Source organism: Luteococcus struthionis, assembly GCF_048595755.1.
GTDB lineage: Bacteria > Actinomycetota > Actinomycetes > Propionibacteriales > Propionibacteriaceae > Luteococcus.
Window position 1 is genome coordinate 1,246,057 of sequence record NZ_CP184360.1, and the last position, 23,832, is coordinate 1,269,888.

The 23,832-nt window shown below is 65.8% G+C and carries 16 protein-coding genes; 10 read left to right on the forward strand and 6 right to left on the reverse strand.

Annotation, left to right across the window (positions count from 1 at the left end):
* Positions 1-422: 422 nt before the first annotated feature.
* From ACOAMO_RS05675 to ACOAMO_RS05705, 7 genes are all read left to right on the forward strand, one after another.
* A complete protein-coding gene (locus ACOAMO_RS05675) occupies positions 423-6,044 on the forward strand; it encodes a DUF3320 domain-containing protein (RefSeq protein WP_420176617.1) in 5,622 nt (1,873 codons plus the stop codon).
* 29 nt (positions 6,045-6,073) lie between these two features.
* Complete coding sequence (locus ACOAMO_RS05680) at positions 6,074-6,598, forward strand: hypothetical protein (RefSeq protein WP_420176618.1); 525 nt, start codon at positions 6,074-6,076, stop codon at positions 6,596-6,598.
* A gap of 887 nt (positions 6,599-7,485) precedes the next feature.
* Positions 7,486-8,493 (forward strand): Abi family protein, encoded by a 1,008-nt coding sequence (locus ACOAMO_RS05685; protein WP_420176619.1) that lies wholly within the window; start codon positions 7,486-7,488, stop codon positions 8,491-8,493.
* A complete protein-coding gene (locus tag ACOAMO_RS05690; RefSeq protein WP_420176620.1) occupies positions 8,474-9,343 on the forward strand; it encodes a hypothetical protein in 870 nt (289 codons plus the stop codon). The genes ACOAMO_RS05685 and ACOAMO_RS05690 overlap by 20 nt, the downstream gene beginning before the upstream one ends.
* Positions 9,344-9,731: 388 nt before the next feature.
* Complete coding sequence (locus ACOAMO_RS05695) at positions 9,732-10,706, forward strand: hypothetical protein (protein ID WP_420176621.1); 975 nt, start codon at positions 9,732-9,734, stop codon at positions 10,704-10,706.
* Between the two features lie 4 nt (positions 10,707-10,710).
* A complete protein-coding gene (locus tag ACOAMO_RS05700) occupies positions 10,711-11,370 on the forward strand; it encodes a DUF6308 family protein (RefSeq protein ID WP_420176622.1) in 660 nt (219 codons plus the stop codon).
* A gap of 31 nt (positions 11,371-11,401) precedes the next feature.
* Complete coding sequence (locus ACOAMO_RS05705; RefSeq protein WP_420176623.1) at positions 11,402-12,022, forward strand: hypothetical protein; 621 nt, start codon at positions 11,402-11,404, stop codon at positions 12,020-12,022.
* Positions 12,023-12,038: 16 nt separating this feature from the next.
* Here the strand turns inward: ACOAMO_RS05705 and ACOAMO_RS05710 are convergent, their stop codons facing one another.
* A complete protein-coding gene (locus ACOAMO_RS05710; RefSeq protein WP_420176624.1) occupies positions 12,039-12,530 on the reverse strand; it encodes a hypothetical protein in 492 nt (163 codons plus the stop codon).
* A gap of 113 nt (positions 12,531-12,643) precedes the next feature.
* Here ACOAMO_RS05710 and ACOAMO_RS05715 point away from each other — a divergent pair, with 113 nt between their 5' ends.
* From ACOAMO_RS05715 to ACOAMO_RS05725, 3 genes are all read left to right on the forward strand, one after another.
* Complete coding sequence (locus ACOAMO_RS05715; RefSeq protein WP_420176625.1) at positions 12,644-13,219, forward strand: hypothetical protein; 576 nt, start codon at positions 12,644-12,646, stop codon at positions 13,217-13,219.
* A gap of 94 nt (positions 13,220-13,313) precedes the next feature.
* On the forward strand, positions 13,314-14,504 hold the full coding sequence (locus ACOAMO_RS05720) for a Fic family protein (protein ID WP_420176626.1): 1,191 nt from the start codon (positions 13,314-13,316) through the stop codon (positions 14,502-14,504).
* Between the two features lie 55 nt (positions 14,505-14,559).
* On the forward strand, positions 14,560-15,831 hold the full coding sequence (locus ACOAMO_RS05725; RefSeq protein WP_420176627.1) for a nucleotide disphospho-sugar-binding domain-containing protein: 1,272 nt from the start codon (positions 14,560-14,562) through the stop codon (positions 15,829-15,831).
* Between the two features lie 57 nt (positions 15,832-15,888).
* On the opposite strand, the gene ACOAMO_RS05730 is transcribed toward ACOAMO_RS05725, so the two are convergent.
* From ACOAMO_RS05730 to ACOAMO_RS05750, 5 genes are all read right to left on the reverse strand, one after another.
* Positions 15,889-16,494: a hypothetical protein gene (locus ACOAMO_RS05730; RefSeq protein ID WP_420176628.1), complete on the reverse strand. Its 606-nt coding sequence runs from the start codon at positions 16,492-16,494 to the stop codon at positions 15,889-15,891.
* 380 nt (positions 16,495-16,874) lie between these two features.
* Positions 16,875-17,447, reverse strand: coding sequence for a hypothetical protein (locus ACOAMO_RS05735; RefSeq protein WP_420176629.1), 573 nt, complete (start codon positions 17,445-17,447; stop codon positions 16,875-16,877).
* A gap of 246 nt (positions 17,448-17,693) precedes the next feature.
* On the reverse strand, positions 17,694-20,873 hold the full coding sequence (locus ACOAMO_RS05740; RefSeq protein WP_420176630.1) for an amidohydrolase family protein: 3,180 nt from the start codon (positions 20,871-20,873) through the stop codon (positions 17,694-17,696).
* Positions 20,874-20,991: 118 nt separating this feature from the next.
* Positions 20,992-22,296 carry an APC family permease gene (locus ACOAMO_RS05745; protein ID WP_420176631.1) on the reverse strand — a complete coding sequence of 435 codons (1,305 nt, stop codon included), beginning with the start codon at positions 22,294-22,296 and terminating at the stop codon, positions 20,992-20,994.
* 96 nt (positions 22,297-22,392) lie between these two features.
* Positions 22,393-23,757 (reverse strand): HAMP domain-containing sensor histidine kinase, encoded by a 1,365-nt coding sequence (locus tag ACOAMO_RS05750; RefSeq protein WP_420176975.1) that lies wholly within the window; start codon positions 23,755-23,757, stop codon positions 22,393-22,395.
* Positions 23,758-23,832: the final 75 nt, after the last annotated feature.

The following is a 23,832-nucleotide window of genomic DNA, read 5'->3' on the forward strand; positions in this document are numbered from 1 at the left end:
GGTGGGGCTTCGCGGCAACTGCGCGGAGTTTCACTGGGGAGGTGTCCCCAAGGCCGTTAGAGTCAGGCTCGCGGTTCGGGGCCGTGGCGTCATCGGGTGCAGCGAAGCAATGTGAGAAGAGGAATTCCACCGACATGTCCGCGACCACTATTGAACTCGCTGTGAACACAGTCCTGAGCTATGCCATGGCCAACAGCCGTGTTCCCGTTCTGCAGCAGCTCGCCATTAGGAACCACTCGGACGAACCCCGACATGTCGTGGTGGACGTGGTCGTGCGCGATGCTCAGGGAACCCTCTCTCGGCCTTGTGCGCTCAACGCCGACTGTGCTGCCCACAGCACTGTGGTCCTTGACGGAGCGGAGGTCCTGCTCGACCCCAGCGCCATGAGCCAAGTGACAGAGCGTCGTCCGGGATGGGTGGAAGTGACTGTCACTGATTCCGACAACAACCAGCTGTCGTCAGCGCGAGCCGATGTCTCCATTCTGGCCTCCAATCACTGGCTGAGCGTTCCGGCCGGGCTGTCCATCGAGCTCTTGGCAGCTCATGTATTGCCGAATGCCCCGGAAGTGGGGGCGTTGCTCGCGGACGTCTCGCGCATCCTGCTGGCTGACACGGGGGATGGTTCTCTGCAGGGCTACCAAGCCGGCCCCGAGCGTGTCGACGAGATAGTGCGCGCCACCTACGAGGCGATGCAAGGGCGCCAGATCACCTACAGCGAACCTCCTGCGAGCTGGGCGGAGACCGGCCAGAAGGTTCGCTCGCCCCGGGACGTCCTCGACGGTCGCATGGGCACCTGTCTTGACCTTGCTGTGACGATGGCCGCAGCCTTGGAACAGGCAGGGATCCGCCCCTTGATCTGGGTTCTCAAGGGCCATGCCTTGCTTGCCTACTGGCGTGACGAGGTGGAGAGCTTCGGAGCAAACCTCGTCGATGCAGGCGAATTGATCAACCGCTTCGACCTGGGAGTTCTAGGGACGGTGGAGACGACGGCGCTGTGTTTGCGCAGCGAGCCAACCCCCTTCAGTGCTGCTCACAACTCCAGCCGCGAGAAAATGTCTGCGGACCGGCTCGTGGGGGTCCTCGACGTCGTCGCGGCCCGGCGCAGCCAGGTCTTGCCCCTTCCGGCGGTCCGGTCGGTCGACGGCGGGGTGCAGGTCTTCGAGTACCGCCCGGCGGGGCTGGCCCACAGCGCAACGCCGCAGCTGGTCTCCTCCTCCGCACCGGCAGGTCGCAGTGATGTCAGCCCGGCTCCCGCTCGGGTCCAACAGTGGAAGAACTCACTGCTCGACCTGAGCCTTCGCAACCGATTGATCAACTTCTCCAATCGTGGTGCAGTCTCCGTCCGGGTGCCGAGCGGATCCCTGAGCGAACTGGAAGACCGTGTGCAGTCCGGCAAGTCCCTGACCCTGCTGTCGTCCGACCAGTTCGACGACATCCACAGGGTCCGTCTGGGAGAACGCGCGACGGCAGCGGACCTTCCCGACGAGGTTCTTGCACAGAAGCTCGCCAGCAATGCCAGCCTCTACACCGATGTCCGGTCGGAGAGCTATGACCGCTCGATGCAGGCCCTGGCGCACAAGGCCCGCACCATTGCCGAGGAGACCGGCGCCAACAACCTCTACCTCTCGCTCGGCACCTTGGTCTGGCAGCTCGATGATCGCGAACTGCGATCACCGCTGGTCCTTGTGCCGGTGAAGCTGACCGCAGCGGCGCGACGTCAGTCGCTTTACCAGATCAAGGCCGACGACGCCGCGCAGAGCTCCCCGAACTACTGCCTGCTCGAGAAGCTCTACCAGTCCTTCGGCTTCCGGTGCCCGGAGTTCAGCTCCCCTCCGGCAGATTCAGCCGGAATCGACCTCACAGCAGCCCTCCAGACGCTTCGCGTGGCGTTGGCCGACCACGGCCTGCCCTTCCACGTAGAGGAGAGCGCATCGGTATCTATCCTCCAGTTCGCCAAGTTCCGGCTGTGGAAGGACCTGGACGAGTCATGGCAGGAAGCGCTGCGCCAGCCCTTGGTGCACCATCTGGCCCTGAGTCCGACCGAGCAGTTCGTCGACCCTGTTCAGCGGGACACGATCGACCTCGAAGCGCTCGCAGAGTCGTGCCCGATTCCAGCTGACGGGTCGCAGCTGACCGCCATCGGCGCGGCGCTCCAAGGGCGTTCCTTCGTCCTTGAAGGCCCGCCCGGTACGGGCAAGTCACAGACCATCGCAAACCTGCTGTCCGTTGCCATGTCCCAGGGCAAGAAGGTGCTCTTCGTCGCCGAGAAGCGCGCCGCCCTCAACGTCGTTCGAGACAGGATCGACGCCGTTGGCATGGGAGAACTCGCCCTCGACCTGCACGACCGCGCCAGCAGCCCGCAGGCAGTCCGACGCCAGATCATGAAGGCCCTTGACCTGGCGGTTGCCTCCGACCGACAAGGCCTGCAGACCGAACTCGACATCGTCAGGAGTGCCACGGGAACACTGCGCCGATACTCAACCGAGGTCCATGCACACAACAATGCAGATCTGAGCCTGTACTCGGCTCGGACCGAGCTTCTGGCAGCGGGTGGCGGCATCGCGATGGAGATCTCGCCGGAGACGGTGGCGGCGATGTCGCCGGCCACGGTCGAAGACATCCTGCATCGCCTTCGAACCCTGCCGGACGTGGCCCAACCGGCCTTCCCGTCGCCAAACACGCCTTGGGGATTCGTCACTGCACTGACCATGACCGATGCCGCGTTGCGCAGCGTCGGACTCGCCACGTCCGTCTATGACCGATCCGTGCGCCAGTTGCGGGAAGGAACCCTGTGGGATCTGGTCGACTCCGCAGAATCCCCGGCAATCCTGAAGGTCCACGCATCGATCCTTGCCACTGCCGAGCCTGCCGAGATGGTGCAGAAGATCGTCGCCAGCAAGGACTGGCCGGCCACCGCTGCCCAGTTCGATGCCAGCGTCAAACGGCTGCGTCAGGCACTAGCTTCCGCGGGGGCGCAGGTCAATCCGATCGTGCGGGACGCTGACACTGCAGCCTTGAGTCAGCGAGCCCATGCCGCGGATGAGTCGGGCTGGTGGGGCCGCAAGAAGCGTCAGCTCGCCGTCGGCCAAGAGATTGGCGCCTACATCCCCGGGGGCGTGACCGACCACTCTCGCGTCAGCCAGGTCGCTGACCAACTCGCTTCCCTCCAGGAGATGGCAGTCGAAGTCGAGGAGCTCCACCGAGTCCTCCTCATGGGATCGAACGTTCCGCCCTGGAATTCGCTGGATTCGAGTGCCCTGACCGAGGCGCAGCGCAGGATTGCCGTCCTTGCGCGCTTCCGACAGGCCCTGACCGTCGATGATCCGCGGGCCCAGGTGGCTCGACGACATCTGGAGAACCACGGACCGCTGGCCGAAGGGGAGCAGGCAGCCCTCGTCGAGGTGGCGACGGCGTGGGAAACGATCCTCTCAGAGACCGGCGCGACAGAGACCAGCATCCAGCTGTGGCGTGGGGACAAGGGCTTTGCCAGCCGGTGGATGGAAACCGGCCTGCGGCGCCACCCCGACGACCCGGACTGCCGTTCCCTGCAGCGATGGCTGGCGCTCCGCGGACACATCGCGCCCCTGATGGCGGCGGGCCTGATGCAGCCTGCACTCGACCTGCTGGACGGCACACTCCACGCGGACGACGCGACGCTCGCTTTCCGGCGAGGCCTGGCTGCGGCCTCCATCGCGGAAAGGCTCCGCAGCACCAGTCTCGAGGCCTTCGACGGTCGTTCCCATGAGCAGGCGATTGCCCGCCACGGCGCTGCGTCGCGCAAGGTCAGGAAGTTCCTGACGAACGAGCTTGCCCGTCGCACCGCCGACCGGCGTGGCTACGCAGCGCAGACCACCAGCGGCCAGGTCGGGGAACTGCGGCGAGAACTCAGCCGTCAGCGGGGCGGCCTGAAGGTCCGCGAACTGATGGCCAAGCACGGAGACCTGATCATCTCGGCCATGCCGTGCGTCCTCGTCTCGCCCGACTCACTGGCTCGCTTCTTCCCGCTCCAGGCCGGCATGTTCGACCTCGTCGTCTTCGACGAGGCCTCGCAGATCCGCGTCGCCGATGCCATCGGGGCCATCGCCCGTGGCCAGTCGGTCGTCGTCGTTGGAGACAGCAAGCAGATGCCGCCCACCTCTGTTGCCGAATCCCAGCTGCAGCTGGACGAGGACGACGAGATCGCCGGCTTGGTCGCCGACGAGGAGTCGATCCTGACCGAATGCGTGCAGGCCAGGCTTGAAAGGCTCAGCCTCACCTGGCACTACCGTTCGCAGGACGAGTCCCTCATTGCCTTCAGCAACTCCCGCTACTACGACGGAAGGCTCGGCTCCTTCCCATCACCGCTGGTGCCTGAGCCCGAGTTGACCACCAACGGTCACGGCATCAGCCTCGTGCGCGTCGACGGGCAGTTCGACCGCAATTCCAGCAGCAAGTTGCGCCGCACCAACATGGTCGAGGCACGTGCCATCGTCGAGGACATCCGGCGTCGGTTCGCGGCCAGCCCAGAGGGGACAGTTCCGTCCATCGGTGTGGTGACCTTCAATCAGCCGCAGCGGGCACTGATCGAGAGTCTTATCCGCGAGACGGACGATTCCCGACTCATCGAAGCGCTGGACTCGACAAACGGCAATGGGCTGTTCATCAAGAATCTCGAGAACGTCCAGGGCGACGAACGCGATGTGGTGCTCTTCTCCACTGCCTTCAGCGCCAATGAGAAGGGCATCCTGCCGCTGAACTTCGGACCGCTGACGATGCCTGGTGGCGAAAGACGCCTCAACGTCGCCATCACGCGAGCACGGCGACAGGTCGTGCTGTTCAGCTCCTTCAACCCGGAGGACCTCCGAGTCCAGGAGACCAGCTCGTTGGGCATCAAGCACCTGCGGGCCTATCTGGAGCTGGCGCAGCGAGGAGCAGAGGTTCTCAGCGAGAGCGGGCACCGCAGGATCATCACGGACCGCCATCGCGACGAGGTGGCCGACGCCCTGTGCGCGACCGGGCTCGTCGTGACCACCGACGTCGGCCTGTCGGACTTCCGCGTCGACATCCAGGTGGCCAAGCCTGACAAGCCCGAGCGGCCACTCGTGGCCGTGCTGCTCGACGGTGAAGGGTGGGGTCAGCGGCTCACGGTCGGAGACCGGGATGCGATGCCGACGGTTGTACTGCGCGACATGATGCACTGGCCTGCCGTGGCCCGTGTGTGGCTGCCGGAATGGCTCCAAGACTCCGAGACGGTGGTGGCGCGCATCAAGGACCTGGCAGAGACGGCCCAGCCCTACGAAGCGGTGCAGGAGAACGTCGTGATCGTTCCCGAGGAGGCCGACGTCGAGAAGAGTGAGTCGTTGGAGCTTCCCGCTGTTCCTGCCTTGCAGACGATGGCGGCACCGCCTCGTGCGCAGGCTCCTTTTGCCGGTGATCGGAGTAACGACGACCTCAAGATCGCGGGGCAGGCTCGCGTGAGTCCGCTTGTCGCGACGCCCGCCGGTGACGCCCGCTTCGAAGCCTTCACCCCCTGGGAAGAGCACTACCGAGGATCCGTGGACGTCCTCGATGCGCTGCCCCACGCTCATGCTCGGCGGAAGGTCGCTGCTGTGATCGACGAAGTGGTCGCCGCCGAAGGGCCCATCCATGGAGAGCGGTTGGCGAAGCACGTGGCTGGCGCCTTCGGCCTGAGCGCAGTGCGTGCGGCCCGCAGCAAAGCGATCCTGCAAGCAGCGTCGCGCAAGCCCGATCCAGACGGCTTCTACTGGCCCGACGGAACGACCCCTGGGTCCTACCGAACTTTCCGGCCGTCCGAGACGGTCGAGCGCGAGCTGGCGCACATCTCGCCGATCGAGCTGGCCAATGCCATGCGAGTGATCGGTGAGTCGAGCGCCGGAATCCTCAAGGACGAGCTCTACAGCGAAACGCTCCACAAGTTCGGGCTGCAGCGCCGTACTTCCAAGGTCGTCACGATTCTTGATCACGCCCTCGAGCTCGCCATCAAGAGCGGCCGGCTGGTGTGGGGTGGGGACTACCTGAAGGCAGGGCCGACCGGGCTCGACTGAGGCCACAGTGGATCGGCGACATCGCCGAGGTGATCCACGGCACCTCCTTGTTCGGAATCGTGGGCAAGATCTGCCGGGACAACCCCGATGCCGACCCCGAGCAGATCGAACGCAATGTCAGTCGGCTGCAGGCCGTGAAGCACGCGCAGGTGGGCGTGATCACCTTGGCTGACGACCTCGACATCGAGACCGTCGCCGAGATATCAATCCGCATCAATTCGAAGGGCGTCCCGCTGAGCAGCGCCGACTTCGCCATGAGCAAGATCGACTCGTTCGGTGACGAGGGCTCAGCGCTTCGCAAGCTCATCGACTACTTCTGCCACCTGGCCACCGCACCTCACATCTACGACGACATCCTCGCCAATGACCCGGCCTTCGCCGATTCGGGCTACCTCGCCAAGATCGCGTGGCTTCGCAAGGATTCCGAAGATCTCTACGATCCCGCCTATGGCGACATCATTCGCGTCGTCGGCCTGGCCGGGGTTCAAGCGCGGACGACCTGCGACACTCGTCGGATACCTGTCTGGCCGCGACTTCGAGACTCGCACCAATGATCCTGCGCTGGTCGCCCCGGCCTTTGAGAAGTTGCGAGACGTGCTGCTGCGGATCACCAGCGAGTACAACTTCAAGCAGTTCATAATCATCATTTGGTCGACGGGATTCATCTCCCCGTCGATGATCGTGGCGAAGAACACCCTCAACTTTGCGTATGCCCTGTAGCTGCTCTTGCTGGAGGACTCCTCGCTGACGCATGGGGATCGGCAGCGCATCGTCCGTCGCTGGTTCGTCATGTCGATGCTCGTTGGACGCCACTCGGGGAGTTTCGAGAGCCGTTGGGAGCAGGACATCCGCCGCATCGGCGAAGTTGGCGCCGCAGCCCTCCTGCAGAACATCGAGGAGACCGAAATCACGGATTCATTCTGGGAGGTTGCGCTGCCTGACCGACTCAACACGAGCTCGTCGGAGAACCCGATCTTCAAGACCTTCTTGGCTGCCCAGGTGTTCAACCACGCCAAGGGATTCCTCAGATCGCAGACGGAAGGCTCAGGCTGGACGGGATCACCTCAGGCGACGTGCTTGCTGAGAACATGCGTCAGAACGCGATCCCCGAGAACCTGGCCGACGTCACCGCCGGGGGCTACGGGGCCTCCTCGTCGAGCGACGCAAGCTCATGGCCGCCCTGCTCAAGGACTATTGCCGGGCATTGTGACCCGACGATCGTTTCCAGTATCCTGAAAGTGGCGGTGACTACGCTATTTGTCTGGTGTCATCACCATGGAACCGTGACTCGTCATGCACGGCACCCGCAGGGCGGTTCCATGGTGATGACACCATCGAGTTGGCGTGGCGTTCTCGCTGAACTATGATGAGTGCCAACACGACCGGTTCCGCCTCTTCGAGGTCCAGGGCCGGTCTTCTCTTTCACCGACGAAAGACCTGCATGCCACCGGCCAAGCCCTTCAAGACCTACCAGCAGCAGCTCGCCCTGTTGGAATCGCGTGGGTTGACCATCGGTTCCCCAGAGGCGGCGCAGCAGGCACTCGCCAACATCAACTACTACCGGCTGAGCGGCTACTGGTACCCGTTCAGGCAATCTGACGAGGATGCACGGGCGGACGACTTCTATCCTGGGACAACTTTCGAGGCTGTAGTCAGCCTGTACGAATTCGATGTCCACCTGCGCCAGGCCACGTTCGCCGGTCTCTGTCAGGTCGAGGTGATGATGAGAGCCAGGCTGGGCCACGCTCTGGGCGCCGTCGATCCGCTCATGCACCTACTTCCAGAGCGTTTGGGGCCTGTCGCCCGTGAGGAGCGCAGCAGCGCGCCCAGCCCCGCCTATCGCAAATGGCTCCGGTTGTACGAAAGGGCTCTTCAGGACTCTCGCGAAGACTTCGTGGCCCACCATCAGACACGGTACGGCGGAACACTGCCAGTGTGGGCAGCAGTTGAGGTGCTTGATTGGGGCGCTCTCACGTGGCTGTTCATCCTGTCGCCTCTCGCGGTGCAAGCCACCGTGGCTGGCTGCTTTGGCCTGACGGGGCCGCAGCTGTCGTCCTGGATGAAGTCCCTCAATGTCGTGCGAAATGCTTGCGCCCATCAAGGGCGTCTGTTCAACAAGGTGCACGCCATCAAGCCGAAAATGCCCCGCGCTGGGATGTGCCCCCGGCTGGACGCCGTCCGAATGGCAGCTGAAGGAATTCGGCCCGCTGGTTCCAGCGAGACGGTGACGGGCCAGCACTGGTTCGGGGATCGCACCTTTGGTCAGCTCACACTGGTGCAACACCTTTTGGATCAAGGGGGAGTGGGTGACCTGAGCCTCATTCCCCGTGCTGTGAACACCTACCCGAGTATTCAGCGCATTCCCCTCAGCCACATGGGCGCCCCGGCGGAGTGGCGGCGACTGCCGCTGTGGAAATCTGAGGATCGGCATGGGCATGGAGATCGGTGAATTCTGGTCATACAGGGAGAGCGATCGCTACGGCGTTCCACAGCGTGTGGCGATCCTTGGGAAGGTCCGCAAGGGCAAAACATCCGTTCATTACGAGATAGAGCTAGCGTCTGGCAAGCGAAAGGTGGTGCCTGGTGCACGTCTTGTCTGTCCCTGGTCCGAGGCGGACGATTATGAGCAGGACTGGCGGGAGCTGCGTCGTGTCGAGAGTCAGCCAGTCGACGAGGTCGAGGGCTACTGTGCCCTCGTCATCTGTGAGGAGCTCATCGGATTCGAAAAGGTGGACTTGTCGCACCCTGACTACGTGGCTCTGATTGATGACCCTTCCGCTGTTGAGGAACTGCTCGGACAGCCGCTGAACTCACTGCTGGAGGGGACGGAAATCTACCAGCGGGGCCCTGTACTGCATGTCTCCGCCGAAGGAACGGTCCGGATCGCCCGCTCCTATTGCGAAGCGCACCCAGACCAGGCCGCGTTGTTGGTTCGTGAGCGAGAGGTCAAGGCGGCGACTCGCTGCAAAGAGGGCACCGCGGATACCACTCCGCAACGCTGCTACGAGTGGTATCTGGAATACGACCGCCCGCGGATTGACGTCCTCCGGGAATGGGTTGGTTACCGGGCAATGTCCCAAGTCGAACGCTTGATCGCTGCTGAGGCGGAGGTTGGGCGCCTACGCGAACTGTTGCGGCGGGCCATCGACGAGCTTGCCCATGACCACCCTCCCCTTGCTGAATCGCTCACGCGCCAAGTCTGGGAAGACGAGATCACGGCTGCCAACGTGCGGCCGTACCCTCAAGCTCCCCACAAGTGCCCTCCTCCGCCTCCAGCGCGCAGATGGGGTTGGCGCTGACAAAGCTCCTTCTGCAGTAGGGGACTGCACCGGGTTTGTTGACTCTGACCTCTCAGGTCTGTGAGGGCCTGGTGCAAGGAGGGGCCACGGAGAGTTGTTGATCCGAACCGCTAGGCGGGCCCAGATTCTGACGAGCAGCTTAATTGTGCGGTGTTCTCGAGTGGTCGGGTGCTTGGGTCCGAGACGATTCGGCAATCACACCAAGGCGTGGGCAGTGGTTCCCGCGCCATGCAAGACAGGAACCCCAGTGCAGAAGCCCCTACTCGTATCCGTCATCTCGCTCGCGTGCCTCGTGGGTTGTTCTTCCGGTGGATCAGAACAAGCAACAGAGAAGGCTGCTGCACCTGCTGCGGCCACCACTGCAGCTCCGAAGCAGATAGGCCATCTGGTGAAGGCCGGATTTGGGCAGGAGCGCGAGTACGCATGGGCCTCCGCCATCGTCCACAACAACACCGACCAAGTGGGGCAGACCGTCACCGTCAACTTCAATGTGCTGGATGCTGCCGGCGAGATCCTTGCTTCGCAGAGTCAGGTGGAGGCCTTCTCCCAGCCCAAGGCCGACCACATTCTGGGGGCACAGGTCGAGATTCCCAAGGGCGGGAAGGCAGCCAAGGTAGAAGCCACCGTCGACGTCTCTGCCGATGGCACCTTCAGCGACAAGCCCTTCGTGATGGAGACCATCAAGCCCACCTTCGCCAAGGACGAGTTCGGTTCTGGGCAGGTGACGTTCACGCTCAGCAACCCCTACTCGACGCCCATCAAGTCGCCTCGCATCGGCGTCGCCTGCTTCGACAGTGCCGGAAAGATCATCGGCGGCGGCAGCGACTTCCCGGAGCTGGTGCCCGCCAATGGTCGAGTCAAGGTATCTGTGCGGACAATGGTGACTGGCACTCCAGCGGCATGTGATGCGCACGTCGGCAATCCGCTCGATGGTGACATCCGCGAAGGCGAGACCAGCGCCAGCGCCACGCCCGGTGGAGAGACTTCCTCAGCGGCGTCCACCGTCGACGGACAGCAGGCTGACCAGTTCTTCAAGGGATGGATCGGCCAGTTTGGATCGGGGGACTGGAAGGGACAGTACGCCTCGCTCGTGAACGCCCAGAAGGACGCGATCAGCGAGCAGGCCTTCCAGGCCTGCCGCGCCAACAGCAACGAGAAGATCACGTGGAAGCGAACCTTGAGCGTCACCGATGGCGGGGTGACCAAGATCCCCGGCACCAGCGCGTCGTTGCCGTCCACCAAGGTGGTGGCCGAACTCGAGACGGGAGGCGTCAAGGTTCCGCTCGATGTGCACCTGGTCACCGAAGACGGCCAGTGGAAATGGATGCTGGAGGCCGAAGGCTTCAACGAGTGCAAGGGATGATCTGATGACTAGCGAATGGTGGACACCAAACGATGCCGTGAACGCACGGGCTGTGGAGCGCGCCCGTCGGGCCGTGAACTCCGCGGACGCGGTGGAGGACTTGGCGCGGTACTACGCGGTTGAGGGGAACTATGCCGGGGCTACCTTCACTGGTTTGGAGGGCAATGACCCGCTCCGGATCACGCCAGCAGACCTGCTCGCCATCACCACCTTGTCGGTGAGCGTCTCGCCGCGGGGAATCCGTCGCTTCGAAGCCAATGCTGGAGCTGAGTTCCTGCGAGACCTTGACAACAAGTGGGAACTTGGCGGCCGGGACGCCGAAGCTCATGCGGACGCGACGGGCGCCTTCTATACCTTCGTGAAGGAGCAGCTCGAAGGCAACAAGTGGGTCACGGCCTCCAAAATCTGTGCGCGCAAGCGACCCAAGCTCTTTCCCGTGCGTGACAACGTCGTCTGCAACTACCTGGAGCTGACCATGCAGGCCAACGAGGACTGGCCTGCATTCGCGGCCATCATGCGGGACAACGAGACTGTCGACGCTCTTGCCCAGGCCGTCGCGGCCGCCCAGCGTCCCGGCGTGGACATGGGCGATGGCATTCCAATGCTGCGCCACCTCGACGTCGTGCTCTGGATGGCAGGCCTCCGCGAAGGACGCCAGTCCTGAAACTGTCAGACCCGTCCGCCAGGCTGTCCCCATGGAGCAACCACGGGGGTTCGGCCTGCTGCGCCCAGCCGAGACCGAGGGCGATCTCGCCTGGGCGTGGCACTTGCTGGAACGCGATCTGGACCGGGGCTTCTGGGCGCAATCGCCATCCGGCGCCGACGGAGTGCGGGAAGGGGTCTTCCTGGAGCATTGGCTAGTCGAGATGGCCAGCGGCGACCCCTTCCAGCGCATCGCCGACGGTCGGCCTCCGCTCCGCGCCGAGGAACACGCCTACCTGCTGGAGGCGCTCCACGCGGATGCTCTCGCCTACCAGCAGCTCGTCCGTGACGGGCTTCCCGCCCAGATGCCCGTCGCCGAGAACAGCTCGCTGGTGCCCCTGGTCATCCATCTGAGTCGCGGTTGGTACCCCACCGAGGACGTGCTGGAGTCCTTCCGTATCCTCGCAGCGTGGGAGGCAGATGCCACCCAGGAGGATGCTCTCGATGTGCTGGAATCCCTTCCACATCTGGAACTGCCGACACACTCCGTGCTGACGCGAATCAGGTCGGGCGAGCGCCCACCGATCAAACCAAATCGCATCGGAACCGGTGATCTGGTCGCGCTCGACCAGGTCCTGTGGCCAACTCTTGAGGCGATCGCTGACGAGAGCTGAGTTGCCTGCGGGGTTCTCACTCCGCCCGTCGCCACCAGGAGTCAGCGGCATCCCGCGGATAGGGCTCCATTGGGTCGCCTGGGCGCCAGTTCGTCGTCGCCATATCCGGCGGGAAGTGCAGGGCGCACTCCTCGAATTGCACCCCGAGGCGCGTCAGCACCCGTCGACGCAGACCGAAGAACTCCCCGCTGACACGTTCTCCGTCCTCCGCTGATTCACAGACGACCCGGGTGTTGTGCAACCGGTCCCCACGCCAGACGTAGTGCACGGTGGTGGGGCCAAGGAGCATTGCGCACAGCTGGTCCACGTAGTCCGTGAAGACCTCCAGCACCTCCTCGGGGCCCATCTCGGCGAAGTCCGGGCCGGTTGACGCGCCGGCCGCGGCTCCGAAGAAGACCGATGCCGTCGGCAACACCTCCAGCAACGCCACCCGACGGGGATCTCCGGGCACTCGCAGGTGCAACTGCAAGGATTGGTCCTCGTCGCCCGGCTCCACGATCCACTGCACCAAGATCCGTCTGCTGAACCAGTCGGTACCACGCGGTGGAGAGCAACTAGTCCGAGGCGATCTGCGACCATGAGCCAGCTTCGCCGCACTCGAACGAGAGGATCAGGTAGACAATGACCAACGTGTATACCGCCAAGAAGCGGGAATTCACCTGTCGCAAGTGCCGTTGGCGAGGTCTGGGGGCAACGCTCGTCCTGCTGGACTACTACGACAGTGGTGTGGCGGAGATGGGGTGCCCTTCCTGTCAGCAGAAGGTCGCGCTGTTCAGCAGCCCAGCCCTGATCGACGTCCAGCAGGCCGCCGCCGGTGGCGACGAGGAGGCCATCAAGGCGCTGCCGAGCTATGCGGCACACGCCAACCGACTGGAGCGGTGGCGGGCGATGGCCGCTGTGCCCCTCGCCGATCCGGAGGAACTTTCCAGTGGTCCCGTCATGGCCCGAATGCGCTTGGCTGACGCCGATGGTGAGACCTGGTGCGTGCTGGAGGCGAACGGTCACGAGCTGCACCGGGAGCTGGCCATCTACGACAGCACGGAGCCGGCGACCAGGCTCTTCGGCCAACTCCTTGATCGTTATGGCGAGCGACTTCGGGGCTTCGACTACTCCGCTGCCTCCGGCTACCTGTGTGGCGACACCCTGTCGGCGAGCCGGGTTCTGGAGGACTTGGTGGCGAGGCTCCCGAAAGGCTGAGGCCGCTGGGTAGAACACCCACACCAATGCATCTAGTATTAGATTCATTGACCGGCTCTTTGGTTGGTCAATGCATCTAGAACAAGGGGCATTCATGGTTGAGATCTACCGCCCTCCGATGCTGGACGATCATGACCGGAACGTCGCGGCCGAGGTCAACGGGATGAAGCGCGAACTGAGTTCCAGGCTGCGAACGCCACGGCGTTGGCACGGCGGACTGCGTCGCAGCGCCCAAGCGCGTGCCGTGCAGGGTTCGAACACCATCGAGGGATACACCATCACGCCCGAGGATGCGCTGGCCGCCATGGACGACGAGGAGCCCCTGTCCGCGGACCAGAAGACATGGGCTGAGATCACCGGATACCGACGGGTCCTGACCTATGTGATCAACCTCGCCACGGCCCCGGGCTTCACCATCGATGCGCAGACCCTGCGCACCATGCACTTCATGCTGCTGGAGCACGACTTCTCCAAGGCGCCGGGCACCTATCGCACCAGCGAGATCTATGTCCGGGATGACAGGGGAGATCGCACCGTCTACCAAGGGCCCGACCCGGAGCTCGTTCCCGACCTGATGGACTCCTTGGTTGCTTCGCTGGCAAGCCCAGCGCCGGTCGATCCCATGGTTCGCGCTGCCATGGCCCATCTGAACCTGGTGATGATCCATCCCTTCCGCGATGGCAATGGCCGCATGGCTCGGGCGCTCCAGACCATGGTCATGGCGCGCGACAAGGTGATCACCCCCGAGTTCTCCAGTATCGAGGAGTGGTTGGGCAGCAATACCGACGACTACTACCGGGTCCTTGCGGCGACGGGTCACGGGGCTTGGCACCCGGAGAATGACACGACGCTCTGGATCCAGTTCAACCTGCGGGCTCATCACATGCAGGCCCAGACCTTGCGCCGTCGATTCCGTGAGGCCGAAGTGTTGTGGGGAGAGCTGGACCAGCTGGTCGCCACGTTCGGGCTGCCGGATCGCGCGGCCGACGTGCTCTTCGACGCCTATCAAGGCCGACGCGTCACACGCGCCAGCCACATGGAACGATCAGGCGGCATCGATCCTCGGACGGCCACCAAGGACCTGCAGCGCATGGCCGACGTTGGGCTGCTCACCGCCCGCGGTGAAACTCGTGCCCGGCACTACGTCAGCGGGCCGGCGCTGGTTGAACTGATCGACCAGATCCGCGGCGCACGGCAGCCCCTCAGCGACCCCTATCCCGACCTCGAGGCGCGGCTCCGGTTGCCGGGGGCGGTGGAGGCCTCCTCGGAGGCCACGCTGTTCTAGAGCGCCCTGACATCGGGGATTCCCTGCTGAACCTTCGGATGGGTAGCGTTTCGGCATGGACACCGCGACGACGGTCCTGTTCACCCCTATCGGCCTGAACCTGGCCGAGGTCACCCGCATGGTCGAGGTGGCCAAGGCCCTGCGCGCCCACCCCGGAGTGCGGCCCGTCTTCCTGGTGCATGACAAGGGCTTCGACCACCTCATCACCCAAACGGGTTTTCCGCGTCTGCCGGGCGCCACACCGTTCACCGACGAGCAGGCGGCCCAGGTGATCGCCTTCGACCAGGGACGGACCCTGCGCCATCCCTTCACCGTCGACAGGGTTCGGGAGCGGGTCGACGTGGAACGTGCCGCCATTCGTGATCTCGGCGCCGTCGCCGTGGTTCACGGCACCAACCCCACCACGCCGATCTCAACCCGCGCCGAGTCTGTCCCGCTCTTCTATCCCGTCCCCTATGCCTTCAGTGCCGCCCACCTCGCCTCGGGGCGCGGGCTGCCAATCCTCCCGTCCCGGGGTGCCGGACGGCTGCTGAACAAGGGCGTCGCCAGCCTTGCCGCTCGCCTCGTCGACAGCCTTCCGCTGCTGCCGCGCTCCTTCCAGCGCATCGGACGAGAGAACGGCGTGCCGATGCGCACCCTCACAGACCTGCTCGGCGCCGACCACGTGTTGCTCACCGCGATGCTCGACGAGGTGGGAAGTTCCCCGCTCCCGCAGGGGCATCACGTCGTCGGCCCCGTCTTCGCCAAACTGGACGCCCCGATGCCGGCCATCGTCGAGGAGCTGGCTGCCGCAGAGCGTCCCGTCGTCTACTGCGCCTTCGGTTCCTCGGGCACTCCGGGCTTGGTGCGCAATGCCCTGCGCGCCCTGGCCAAGGCGCCCGTGGAGGTGGTCGCACCGCTTCGCCAATACCTGTCACCCAGTGACGAGGCGGCGCTGCCCGGCAACATCCACCTCACGGATCTGGTGCCCGCCCACCGGCTGGGCGGCCTGGTGGATGCCGCCGTCCTGCACGGGGGACAGGGGACCGTGCAGACCGCCTGCGCCACGGGCATTCCCTTCATCGGGATGGGCCTCAGCGCCGAACAACGCTGGAATGTCGACGTCTGGGCGCACCGCGGCAACGCGATCGCACTGTCTCCGCGCGACCTGCGCGGTGATGCCCGGTCTTTCCACGGCGCCCTGGATCGGCTGCTGGAAGACCCTGGGATTCGGCAGGTCGCACAGCGGGTCTCCCGGGAGCATGAGGGTGTCGACGGCGCCGCCGAGTGCGCGCGCATCATCGCCGCGGAGCTCGGTGGCAGGGCGGCGGTGTCAGAGGCCCGGTAGCCGCTGCGACTGCCCGACTAGGGGACGGCGCCTCGCGGTGGTCCACAAATGGCCTGATCAGCGGGTGACCACCGACTCCAGCTCACCGACCTCCACGGAGCGGCTCGCGCTGCGAGACATGGTGACCATTCCGGCTTGCCCGAGGGCTTGCCATTCGACGGCCCAGGTGGTGTTGGCGGTGACGTCGTAGGTGCCGGCCTTCATCCACGTGTGGCCACAGTCGGGCGAGGCGGCCATCGGCTCGGCGCTGGTGGGCCGCGGTGTCGCGGTCTTGCACGACAGGGTGGTGCCGTCACCGGTGGTGACCTCGGTGCGCACCCGGTGGGCGATCAATGTGACCGGGATGCCCTGCTGCGTGACCGATGCGTTGATGACCGGCGGTTCGTCGGTCCACAGCCACACGGGCAGACCGACGGCCAACATGTTCCACTCGTTGATGCCGGGCTCGGGGCCCAAGTGGGGTTCGGGCAGCGGCAGGTCAACCTGGCCGACGGCCTGGTTGACGATGCTGACGACGTCGATGACCGGTTCGGGTTCTGGGGCCGGCTCAGGGGCGGGTGCTGCGGCTGCGGCCGGTTCCTGCTGCGCCGGCGGGCCGCTGGTGGGTGCCGGTTTCGGCGCCGCTGCTGGTGCGGAGACGAAGTAGTCCTCGAACCCGCACACCTGCGTGGGGCTCGCGACACAGACAGGGTTGACGTATTGCCGCTTGGGAGCCGCTGCGGCAGCTGCCCGCGGCAGGGACGAACCTCCGCCGCTCGTTCGGGCAGGGGCTCCGGTGCGCAGCAGGTAGCCGACGCTGCTCACCCTGCGTGGTGCCGGCACAGAGGCCGAGACCGGGGCCTGGTGTCTTGCTTGGGTGCGCGCCTGTTGGATGGGAACCGAACGCGTCTGGCGTTGGGTGACCTTCTTGGCTCGGACTTGGACCTGCCCGGGTGAAGTACTGACGGATGTGCGATAGGAGGATTCGTGGTTGCTGCGGGGCGGGTTTAGGCCTTGGAGCGGCATGACTGTGATGGAGAGTGCCATGGACACGGCGAAAGGCATCACATGGGGCATCGATTCACCACTTCACTATCCTGGATGAATGCTTTGAGCTGAGCTTTCTCCCGCTTGAAGTAGACCTCGTTGTAGGTCTTGCGTCCTGTTCCGACGTCCTGTCCAGAGGCCTTGTCCACCATTGTCACGTGACTCGCGTCCACGCAGACACGAAGCGATGTGATCGACCCTTCGCGCGCTATTCCGGGGTTCGGCGCCATTGACGTGATCTTTGCCCCAGACTCCGCCTTCGGACGGAAACCCAACTCGCGATCTCCTTGATAGGCGGATTCCACCAGTCCCTTGAGTGGCTCTGCCAGATAGGGATCGATCGCATCAGCGACGGATTCTGGTTCGAAGCCACTCATTTCAGCTTTGTCTACCTCGGCGAAATACGCCTTGTACACCTCGACCGCCTCGAGATACATCGGGTCCGTGCTCGGGTTCGACGCAGCCGCGCTGGGGGTCGTGCTGCTTGCGGTGGCCGCAGGTGTGGTGGCAGGTGGCGGTCCCGGGTCGGGGTCCGGTGAGCAGGCTGCGAGCAGGCAGGCGAGTACCAGCAGGCTGGTGAGCTTCCGCATCGGGGCTCCTGGGGGTCGACGATGTGGTCAATCTGCCAGTCCGGGTGCACTGTGCCAAGGGTCATAATCGGGCCATTCGCCCCGACGCCCACTGCACAAGGAAAAGGCGCAGATGGGGCTTTCCGGCGCAAGCCCGGCAATCTCGGATCCTGGGCGAAACCCAGCAGGGTGGTCCCCGACGCGAAGGTCGAGGACCACCCTGCTGCGAAAATAGCACTACCCAGATGGGCAGCGTCCGTCGTGTGGTCAGTGCTCCCGGCAGCACTGCCGGCGGGCCTCGGCCAGCTCCTGCGGGCTGTTCCACCACTGGTCCTGCGCGCTGCCGTGCTTCGGTACCCGGGGGCGCACCTGCTGGTCGCCCTGCTTCGCCGTGACCCGGCTCGTCTTGGCACCCGAGGCCGCCGCGACGCTGGTGCCCTTCACCGGTTGCCTCCTGTCGGTGGCAGTCGGGCTGGGGAAGGGCGCCATGATCTCCGCGCGCGTCAGGTGCCGGCCGGCCGTGACCACTGCGTTGACATTGGCCAGGTCGTCGATGTTCTCCAGCGGATTGCCGTCGACGATGAGCAGATCGGCGTACATGCCCTTGGCGACTCGGCCGATCGGTTGGCGCAAGACCTTGCCGGTGACGCTGGTCACCGAACGCAGCGCATCCAGCGTGGAGACACCGAACTTCACCATGGCTCGCAGGTTCATGTGCAGGCTGATGGCCAGGTGGTCGATCGGTGCATCGGTGCCGCTGGTCACCACCCCTCCGGCGCGGATCATGGCCTTCACCTGGGCCACCTGGTTCTCCAGCTTGGTGAGGGTCGGCGTCGGGTCACCGGCGCGTGCCTCCTCGACCGTCCTGTCCAGCGCAGCCTTGCGCCAGACCGGATTCAGACGGGTGATGCGCTCGTCGCTGACCAGACTGTCGTCCTCGCGGTACAGGATGCTCGAGTCGAACAGGGTCGGGGTGCGCGCCATCTGGGCGTCGACGAAGGGCTTGATGACGTCCTCGTAGCCGGTGCCCACATTGGTGATGGTGCGCGAGTAGCCAAAACGGTTGGTGGCACCGATGTGCTCGGTCCAGTCGCCACCAAAGGCCAGCGCGGGGTAGTGGTAGTGCGAGGTGACGTGCATGCCGGCGCGATGGGCGTCGGCGATCACCCGACGATGGTCCTCGGTGCGCAGGCGGACGTAGCACTTGATGAGGTCGTAGTCGAGCTCCCGGGCACGTCGCATCTCCTCGCGCACCTGGCCCGTGGACGTGGTGGGCCGCATGAAGTTGTAGTAGATGCGTGAGCCGTCGATCGCCTCGCCGGTGGCAAGGTAGCGCGGCGCCAGCCGACGACCGGACTGCACCGCCTCCCGTTCGTGGACCATGTGGAAGGCGGGCGAACCGGGCGAACGGGTCATGGTGACACCCATCGAGAGCCACAGCGCGCCCTGCCGGCTGCCGTACTCATAGCCCTGCATCTCACGGTGATGGTGGGCATCGATCAGGCCGGGCATCACGAAGCGCTTGCTGGCGTCCACCACGGTCATGCCGGGGCGCTTGCGATGCGGCTCCACGGCGACGATCCGCTGCCCGCGCACCACGACGTCGACATTGCGGCGCACGGTCTTGGACTCGCCGTCCCACAGCTGGCCGGCATGGATGACGTAGGCCTTCTCGGTGCCGCGGTGGTTGCTCCAGGTCAGAGCGGTGGACAGGGTGCGGACCCGACCCCGACGGCTGAGCCGCAGTCGCTCGCCGGACAGGTACAGGAAGGTCTGCGAGTCGGCTCCCCAGCTCAGCGCATCGGTCAGCTCGTCATTGACGCGTCGTGGCTTGCCGGTGGGCTTGCCGGCCTCGTCGACGGGCAGGGTCCATGCCCGGTTGGCCATCGCGAACAGCATGCTCGATCCGTCGGGTGCCCAGATCGGCCCGTCGTCGCCGCGGGTCTGCAGCGAACGGTGCGGCGCCACCTCGTGGTAGCTGCCCTCGCCGGTGGCGCGGTCGACCACCAGGATGGTGCTCAGGCCCTCGCGGAAGCGCTTGGTGTACGGCTTCACCGCCGCCAGGGCAATCAGCTTCCCGTCGGGCGACCAGGTGGGCCGGCCGGGCTCGAAGGTGGCGTCGAAGACCAGCTGCGAACTGCCGGTGGTCGCATCGGCAACCCACAGCCCGCCGTCCTGGTCGAGGAAGGCGATCTCCTTGCCGTCCGGCGACCAACGGCAGGACACCGCAGCCATGTCTGTGAAGGCCGTGAGCTGGCGATCGGCGCCGCTGGCAAGATCACGGATCCACAGGTTCATGGTGCCGCTGCGGTCGCTGGCGTAGACCAGCTCCTTGCCGGAGGGGGAGAAGTCGGGATGGCTGAACCACCACGGCTCCTGGAACAGCGGCTTGGCCTTGCCGTCGACGGGCATCAGGTAGACGTCGTTGAGGGCGCAGAAGGCGATCTGCTTGCCGTCACGGGAGAGCACCGGGCTGCCGATGCCCACCACGGGGAAACGGCCGGGCGCATCGAAACGACGCACCGAGCGACGGTAGTTGGGCTGCACCGGCTTGACCGCCGCAGTGAAACCGATCGTGGCGGCGTCGCTGCCCGACAGGCGACGGCGACGGATCCGACCGCCGGCGGCGTAGTAGAAGGTCCCGTCGGGCAGGAAGCTGGCCGGCAGCGGGAAGACCTCCTCGCCCGAGACCAGGGCGGCCCCGTCGGTGAGCTGCAGGGAGTTCTTCCCGTCGGCGAACAGGTGGAAGGCCACCTCCTTGCCGTCGGGCAGGTAGGCCGGGTGGTGCGCCACCTGCTCCGGCTCCAGCGTGGCCAAGGTGCGTCGCTGACCGGAGTGCACCGTGACCTCGTGCACCTGGGTGTTCTCGACGACGTAGGCGATGCGCTTGCCGTCGGGCGACCAGGCCGGCTCGTAGGCATCCTGCGCGTCCATCACGAGCAGTCGGGTCTTGCCCGAGGCGACGTCGAGCAGGCCGATGTTGTAACTGCCGCCCTGGTCGGTGGAGTAGGCGATGGTCTTGCCGTCGGGCGAGAAACGGGGCTCGCGATGGTCGAAGGGGCCTTGGGTGTGCTGGCGCAGGTCGGTGCCGTCGGGCGTGCAGGACCAGATGTGGAAGTTGCCGTCGCGGTAGGACTGGAAGGCGATGCGCTTGCCGTCGGGCGACCAGTTGGGCTGGGCGATGTCGCTGAAGTCACTGGTGAGGCGTCGCGCGATGCCGCCGGAGGCGGGGACGATCCACAACACCCCCAGATGGTCGACGGCCAACTGCTTGCCGTCCGGGGAGACGGCCACCGCGAAGTCGGTGGCCGAGGCGAAACGTGTGCTGGCTGCGGGAGGAGCCGCGCTGGCCTGCGGTGAATTCCCGACGACGGCGGCGGTTCCGGTGACGGCCGCGGCACCCAGCAGGGTGCGACGCGACAGGGTGAGGGATTGCGTTGTGTGCATGGTCAGAACTCCTGGAGTGGGGTGGGCCAGGCTGGCCGCGACGCACCGCCGTTGGTGCGTCGTAGCCGCTACTTTGCCTCACACAACGATGAAATTGTGCTGAATATCACACAAAGTTCTACGAGGTGGCTTGTTTCCTGGCCGCCACTGCGGCCAGCAGGGCACCCACACCCAGCAAAGGCAGCCCCAGCCGCCAGGTCTCGGCCTCCACCCGGGTGGCCAGGAGCAGGCAGGAGGCAAAGCCCAGCACCGGCAGCACCGCCGGCACCCGGAAGTGTGGTCGCTGCACCACGTCCTTGCGCAGCACCAGCACCGCCAGGTTGACGCTGCCGAAGACCACCAGGAGCAGCAGCACCAGGGTGCTGGCCAGCGTCGCCACCTCGCCGGTCAGGGCCAGCAGTATCGACAGGGCGGTGGTGGCCAGGATCGCCACCCAAGGGGTGCGACGGCCGGGCAAGACCCGCTGCAGCACGCGAGGCAGCAGGCCGTCGCGTGCCATGCCATAGGCCAGCCGCGACGACATGATGCCGGTCAGCAGCGCACCGTTGGCCACCGCGACCAGCGCGATGACGCTGAACAGCACGGTGGGCACCCCGCCGGCTGCGCGCACCACCTCCAACAGCGGACCCGATGAGGCGGCCAGCTCGTCGGTAGGGAGGATGGCGGAGGCCGCGACCCCGACGCCGACGTAGATGAAGCCCGCCACCAGCAGCGCACCGAACAGCGCCCGGGGATAGGAGCGGCTGGGATCGCTGGCCTCCTCGGCGATGTTCACCGAGGTCTCGAAACCGACGTAGGAGTAGAAGGCCAGCACGGAGGCGGCCAGCACCGCCCCCGCCACCCCGTGCTCGGGTGTGCCCAGTTGCGTCAGCCGCGACAGGTCGGCATCGCCGCGGCCGATCACCACCAGCCCGAGGGCCAGCACCAAGAGCAGGCCGGAGACCTCCACCACCGTGGCGACCGCATTGGTGGCCATCGACTCCTTGATGCCGCGCAGGTTCAAGGCCGCCAACAGCCCCAGGAAGACCACCACGACCAGGGCCGTCGGCAACTGGACGAATTCGGCCAGGTAGTCGCCGGCGAAACCCAGCGCCAGGGCTCCCACCGAGACGATGCCCGCGGCCAGCATGCAGAAGCCGACGAGGAATCCGACGAAGGGGCCGAAGGCGCGCTGCGTGTAGTGCGCCGATCCGCCCGCCCACGGGTACTTGGTGGCCAGCTCCGCATAGGACCCGGCGGTCAGCAGGGCCAGCAGCAGGGCCACCAGCAGCGGCACCCAGACCGCACCACCGGCGGTGCCGGCCACCTCGCCGACCAGCACGTAGACGCCGGCGCCCAGCACGTCGCCCAGGATGAACAGGAACAGACCCCAGGTGCCGACGGCACGCTTCAGCGGGGCAGGGGAGGCCTCTGGAGAAGACATGGCAGGCAGGCTAACCAGCCCGTCCCCGCCGCCGCACCACCCTTGGGGACCAAATGAGACCGCTCAGGCCCCGAGTCGGCTCAGGCCCGACGTATCTCAAGCCTCGCCTTCGGGGGCTGGGGCCGGTTCCTCCTCGGCCAGCTGCTCCTCGACGGTCTTGCCGGGCAGCCGCACGACGAACTCGGCGCCACCCTCGGCGGAGCGACGAGCGGTCACCTGCCCGCCGTGCGAGGTGATGGTGTGCGCGACGATCGACAGGCCCAGGCCGGTGCCGGGGGTGTTGCGCGCCCGGTCGGAACGGTAGAAGCGGTCGAAGACGTGCGGCAGGTCCTCGTCGGCGATGCCCGGGCCCTGGTCGGCGATGCGCAGCGTGTCGCCCTCCAGGTGCACGTGGATGGTGCCGCCGGGCGGGCTGAATTTGACGGCATTGTCGAGCAGGTTGGTGACGGCACGCTCCAGGGTGTCGGGTTCACCCACCAGGAAGAGCGGGTTGAGCTCGACGTCGAAGTTGAGGCCGGGGCCGCGTCGCTTGGCGCGCACGATGGCCGACTCCACCACGTCGCGCAGGTCGAGCGGCTCGGGATTGGCGGTCACCTTGTCCTCGCGGGACAGCTGCACCAGGTCACCCACCAGCGAGGTGAACTCGCCCAGCTGGGCGGCGATGTCGTGCAGGATCTCGCCGCGGGCACCCTCGGGCAGCATGCCGGTCTTCTCGTCGGCCACCAGCAGCTCGATGTTGGTGCGCATGGAGGTCAGCGGCGTGCGCAGCTCGTGCCCGGCGTCGGCGATCAGGCGCTTCTGGCGTTCTCGCGACGAACTCAGCGAGTTCAGCATGGTGTTGAAGGATCGGGTCAGGTCGCCCAGTTCGTCCTCGGAGTGGATCTCGATGGGTGCCAGCTCGTCGGTCTCGGTGACGTGGGTCACGGCCCCCGACAGGTTGCGCAGCGGGCTGAGCGCCTCCCGGGCAGTCCACCAACCCAGGCCGACGGCCATCACCACGCCGATGCCGCCGGTCAAGATCATGGTGATCCACAGCGAGTCCAGCGTCGACTCGGTGGGCGACAGGGGCCGGGCCAGCACCAGGGCGTAGCGCTTGTCCTGCACCACCTGGGGCACCGCCACCATGCGGTAGCGGGTGCCGTCGATGTCGGTCAGCGTACGAGCCGAGGTGCCGGTCTGGGTGCGGGCGACCGCCAGCTCCTCGGCGCCCCACTCGATGGTGACGGCAGTGCCGGGCACCTCCGTCGCCTTGTTGTCGCTGCCCAGCAGCAGGAGCGCGACGTTGGCGGCGCGTAGGGCGTCGGAGTTGAGGCCACCCATCCCCTCGATGTCGGACTCGATCGGGGTGCTGATGTAGGAGGCAACCTCGATCAGCTCATTGTCGAGCTGCTCGTACAGGCTCACCCGGGCGGTGACGTAGGCGGCGACCGAGATCAGCACCACGGCCAGCGACACCGACATGGTGGACAGCCACACCAGCCGTCGGCTCAGCGAGGCACGACGTTGCCGCCAACCGCCCCGCAGGAGGGAGCGCGC

What these genes read in the sequence shown, in the direction of transcription:
- ACOAMO_RS05685 (WP_420176619.1), top strand. Translation starts at nt 7,486, where the DNA reads ATGCCACCGGCCAAGCCCTTCAAGACCTACCAGCAGCAGCTCGCCCTG.
- ACOAMO_RS05735 (WP_420176629.1), bottom strand. Translation starts at nt 17,447, where the DNA reads ATGCGGAAGCTCACCAGCCTGCTGGTACTCGCCTGCCTGCTCGCAGCC.
- ACOAMO_RS05745 (WP_420176631.1), bottom strand. Translation starts at nt 22,296, where the DNA reads ATGTCTTCTCCAGAGGCCTCCCCTGCCCCGCTGAAGCGTGCCGTCGGC.
- ACOAMO_RS05725 (WP_420176627.1), top strand. Translation starts at nt 14,560, where the DNA reads ATGGACACCGCGACGACGGTCCTGTTCACCCCTATCGGCCTGAACCTG.
- ACOAMO_RS05715 (WP_420176625.1), top strand. Translation starts at nt 12,644, where the DNA reads ATGACCAACGTGTATACCGCCAAGAAGCGGGAATTCACCTGTCGCAAG.
- ACOAMO_RS05700 (WP_420176622.1), top strand. Translation starts at nt 10,711, where the DNA reads ATGACTAGCGAATGGTGGACACCAAACGATGCCGTGAACGCACGGGCT.
- ACOAMO_RS05740 (WP_420176630.1), bottom strand. Translation starts at nt 20,873, where the DNA reads ATGCACACAACGCAATCCCTCACCCTGTCGCGTCGCACCCTGCTGGGT.
- ACOAMO_RS05720 (WP_420176626.1), top strand. Translation starts at nt 13,314, where the DNA reads ATGGTTGAGATCTACCGCCCTCCGATGCTGGACGATCATGACCGGAAC.
- ACOAMO_RS05705 (WP_420176623.1), top strand. Translation starts at nt 11,402, where the DNA reads ATGGAGCAACCACGGGGGTTCGGCCTGCTGCGCCCAGCCGAGACCGAG.
- ACOAMO_RS05750 (WP_420176975.1), bottom strand. Translation starts at nt 23,757, where the DNA reads ATGTCGGTGTCGCTGGCCGTGGTGCTGATCTCGGTCGCCGCCTACGTC.
- ACOAMO_RS05690 (WP_420176620.1), top strand. Translation starts at nt 8,474, where the DNA reads ATGGGCATGGAGATCGGTGAATTCTGGTCATACAGGGAGAGCGATCGC.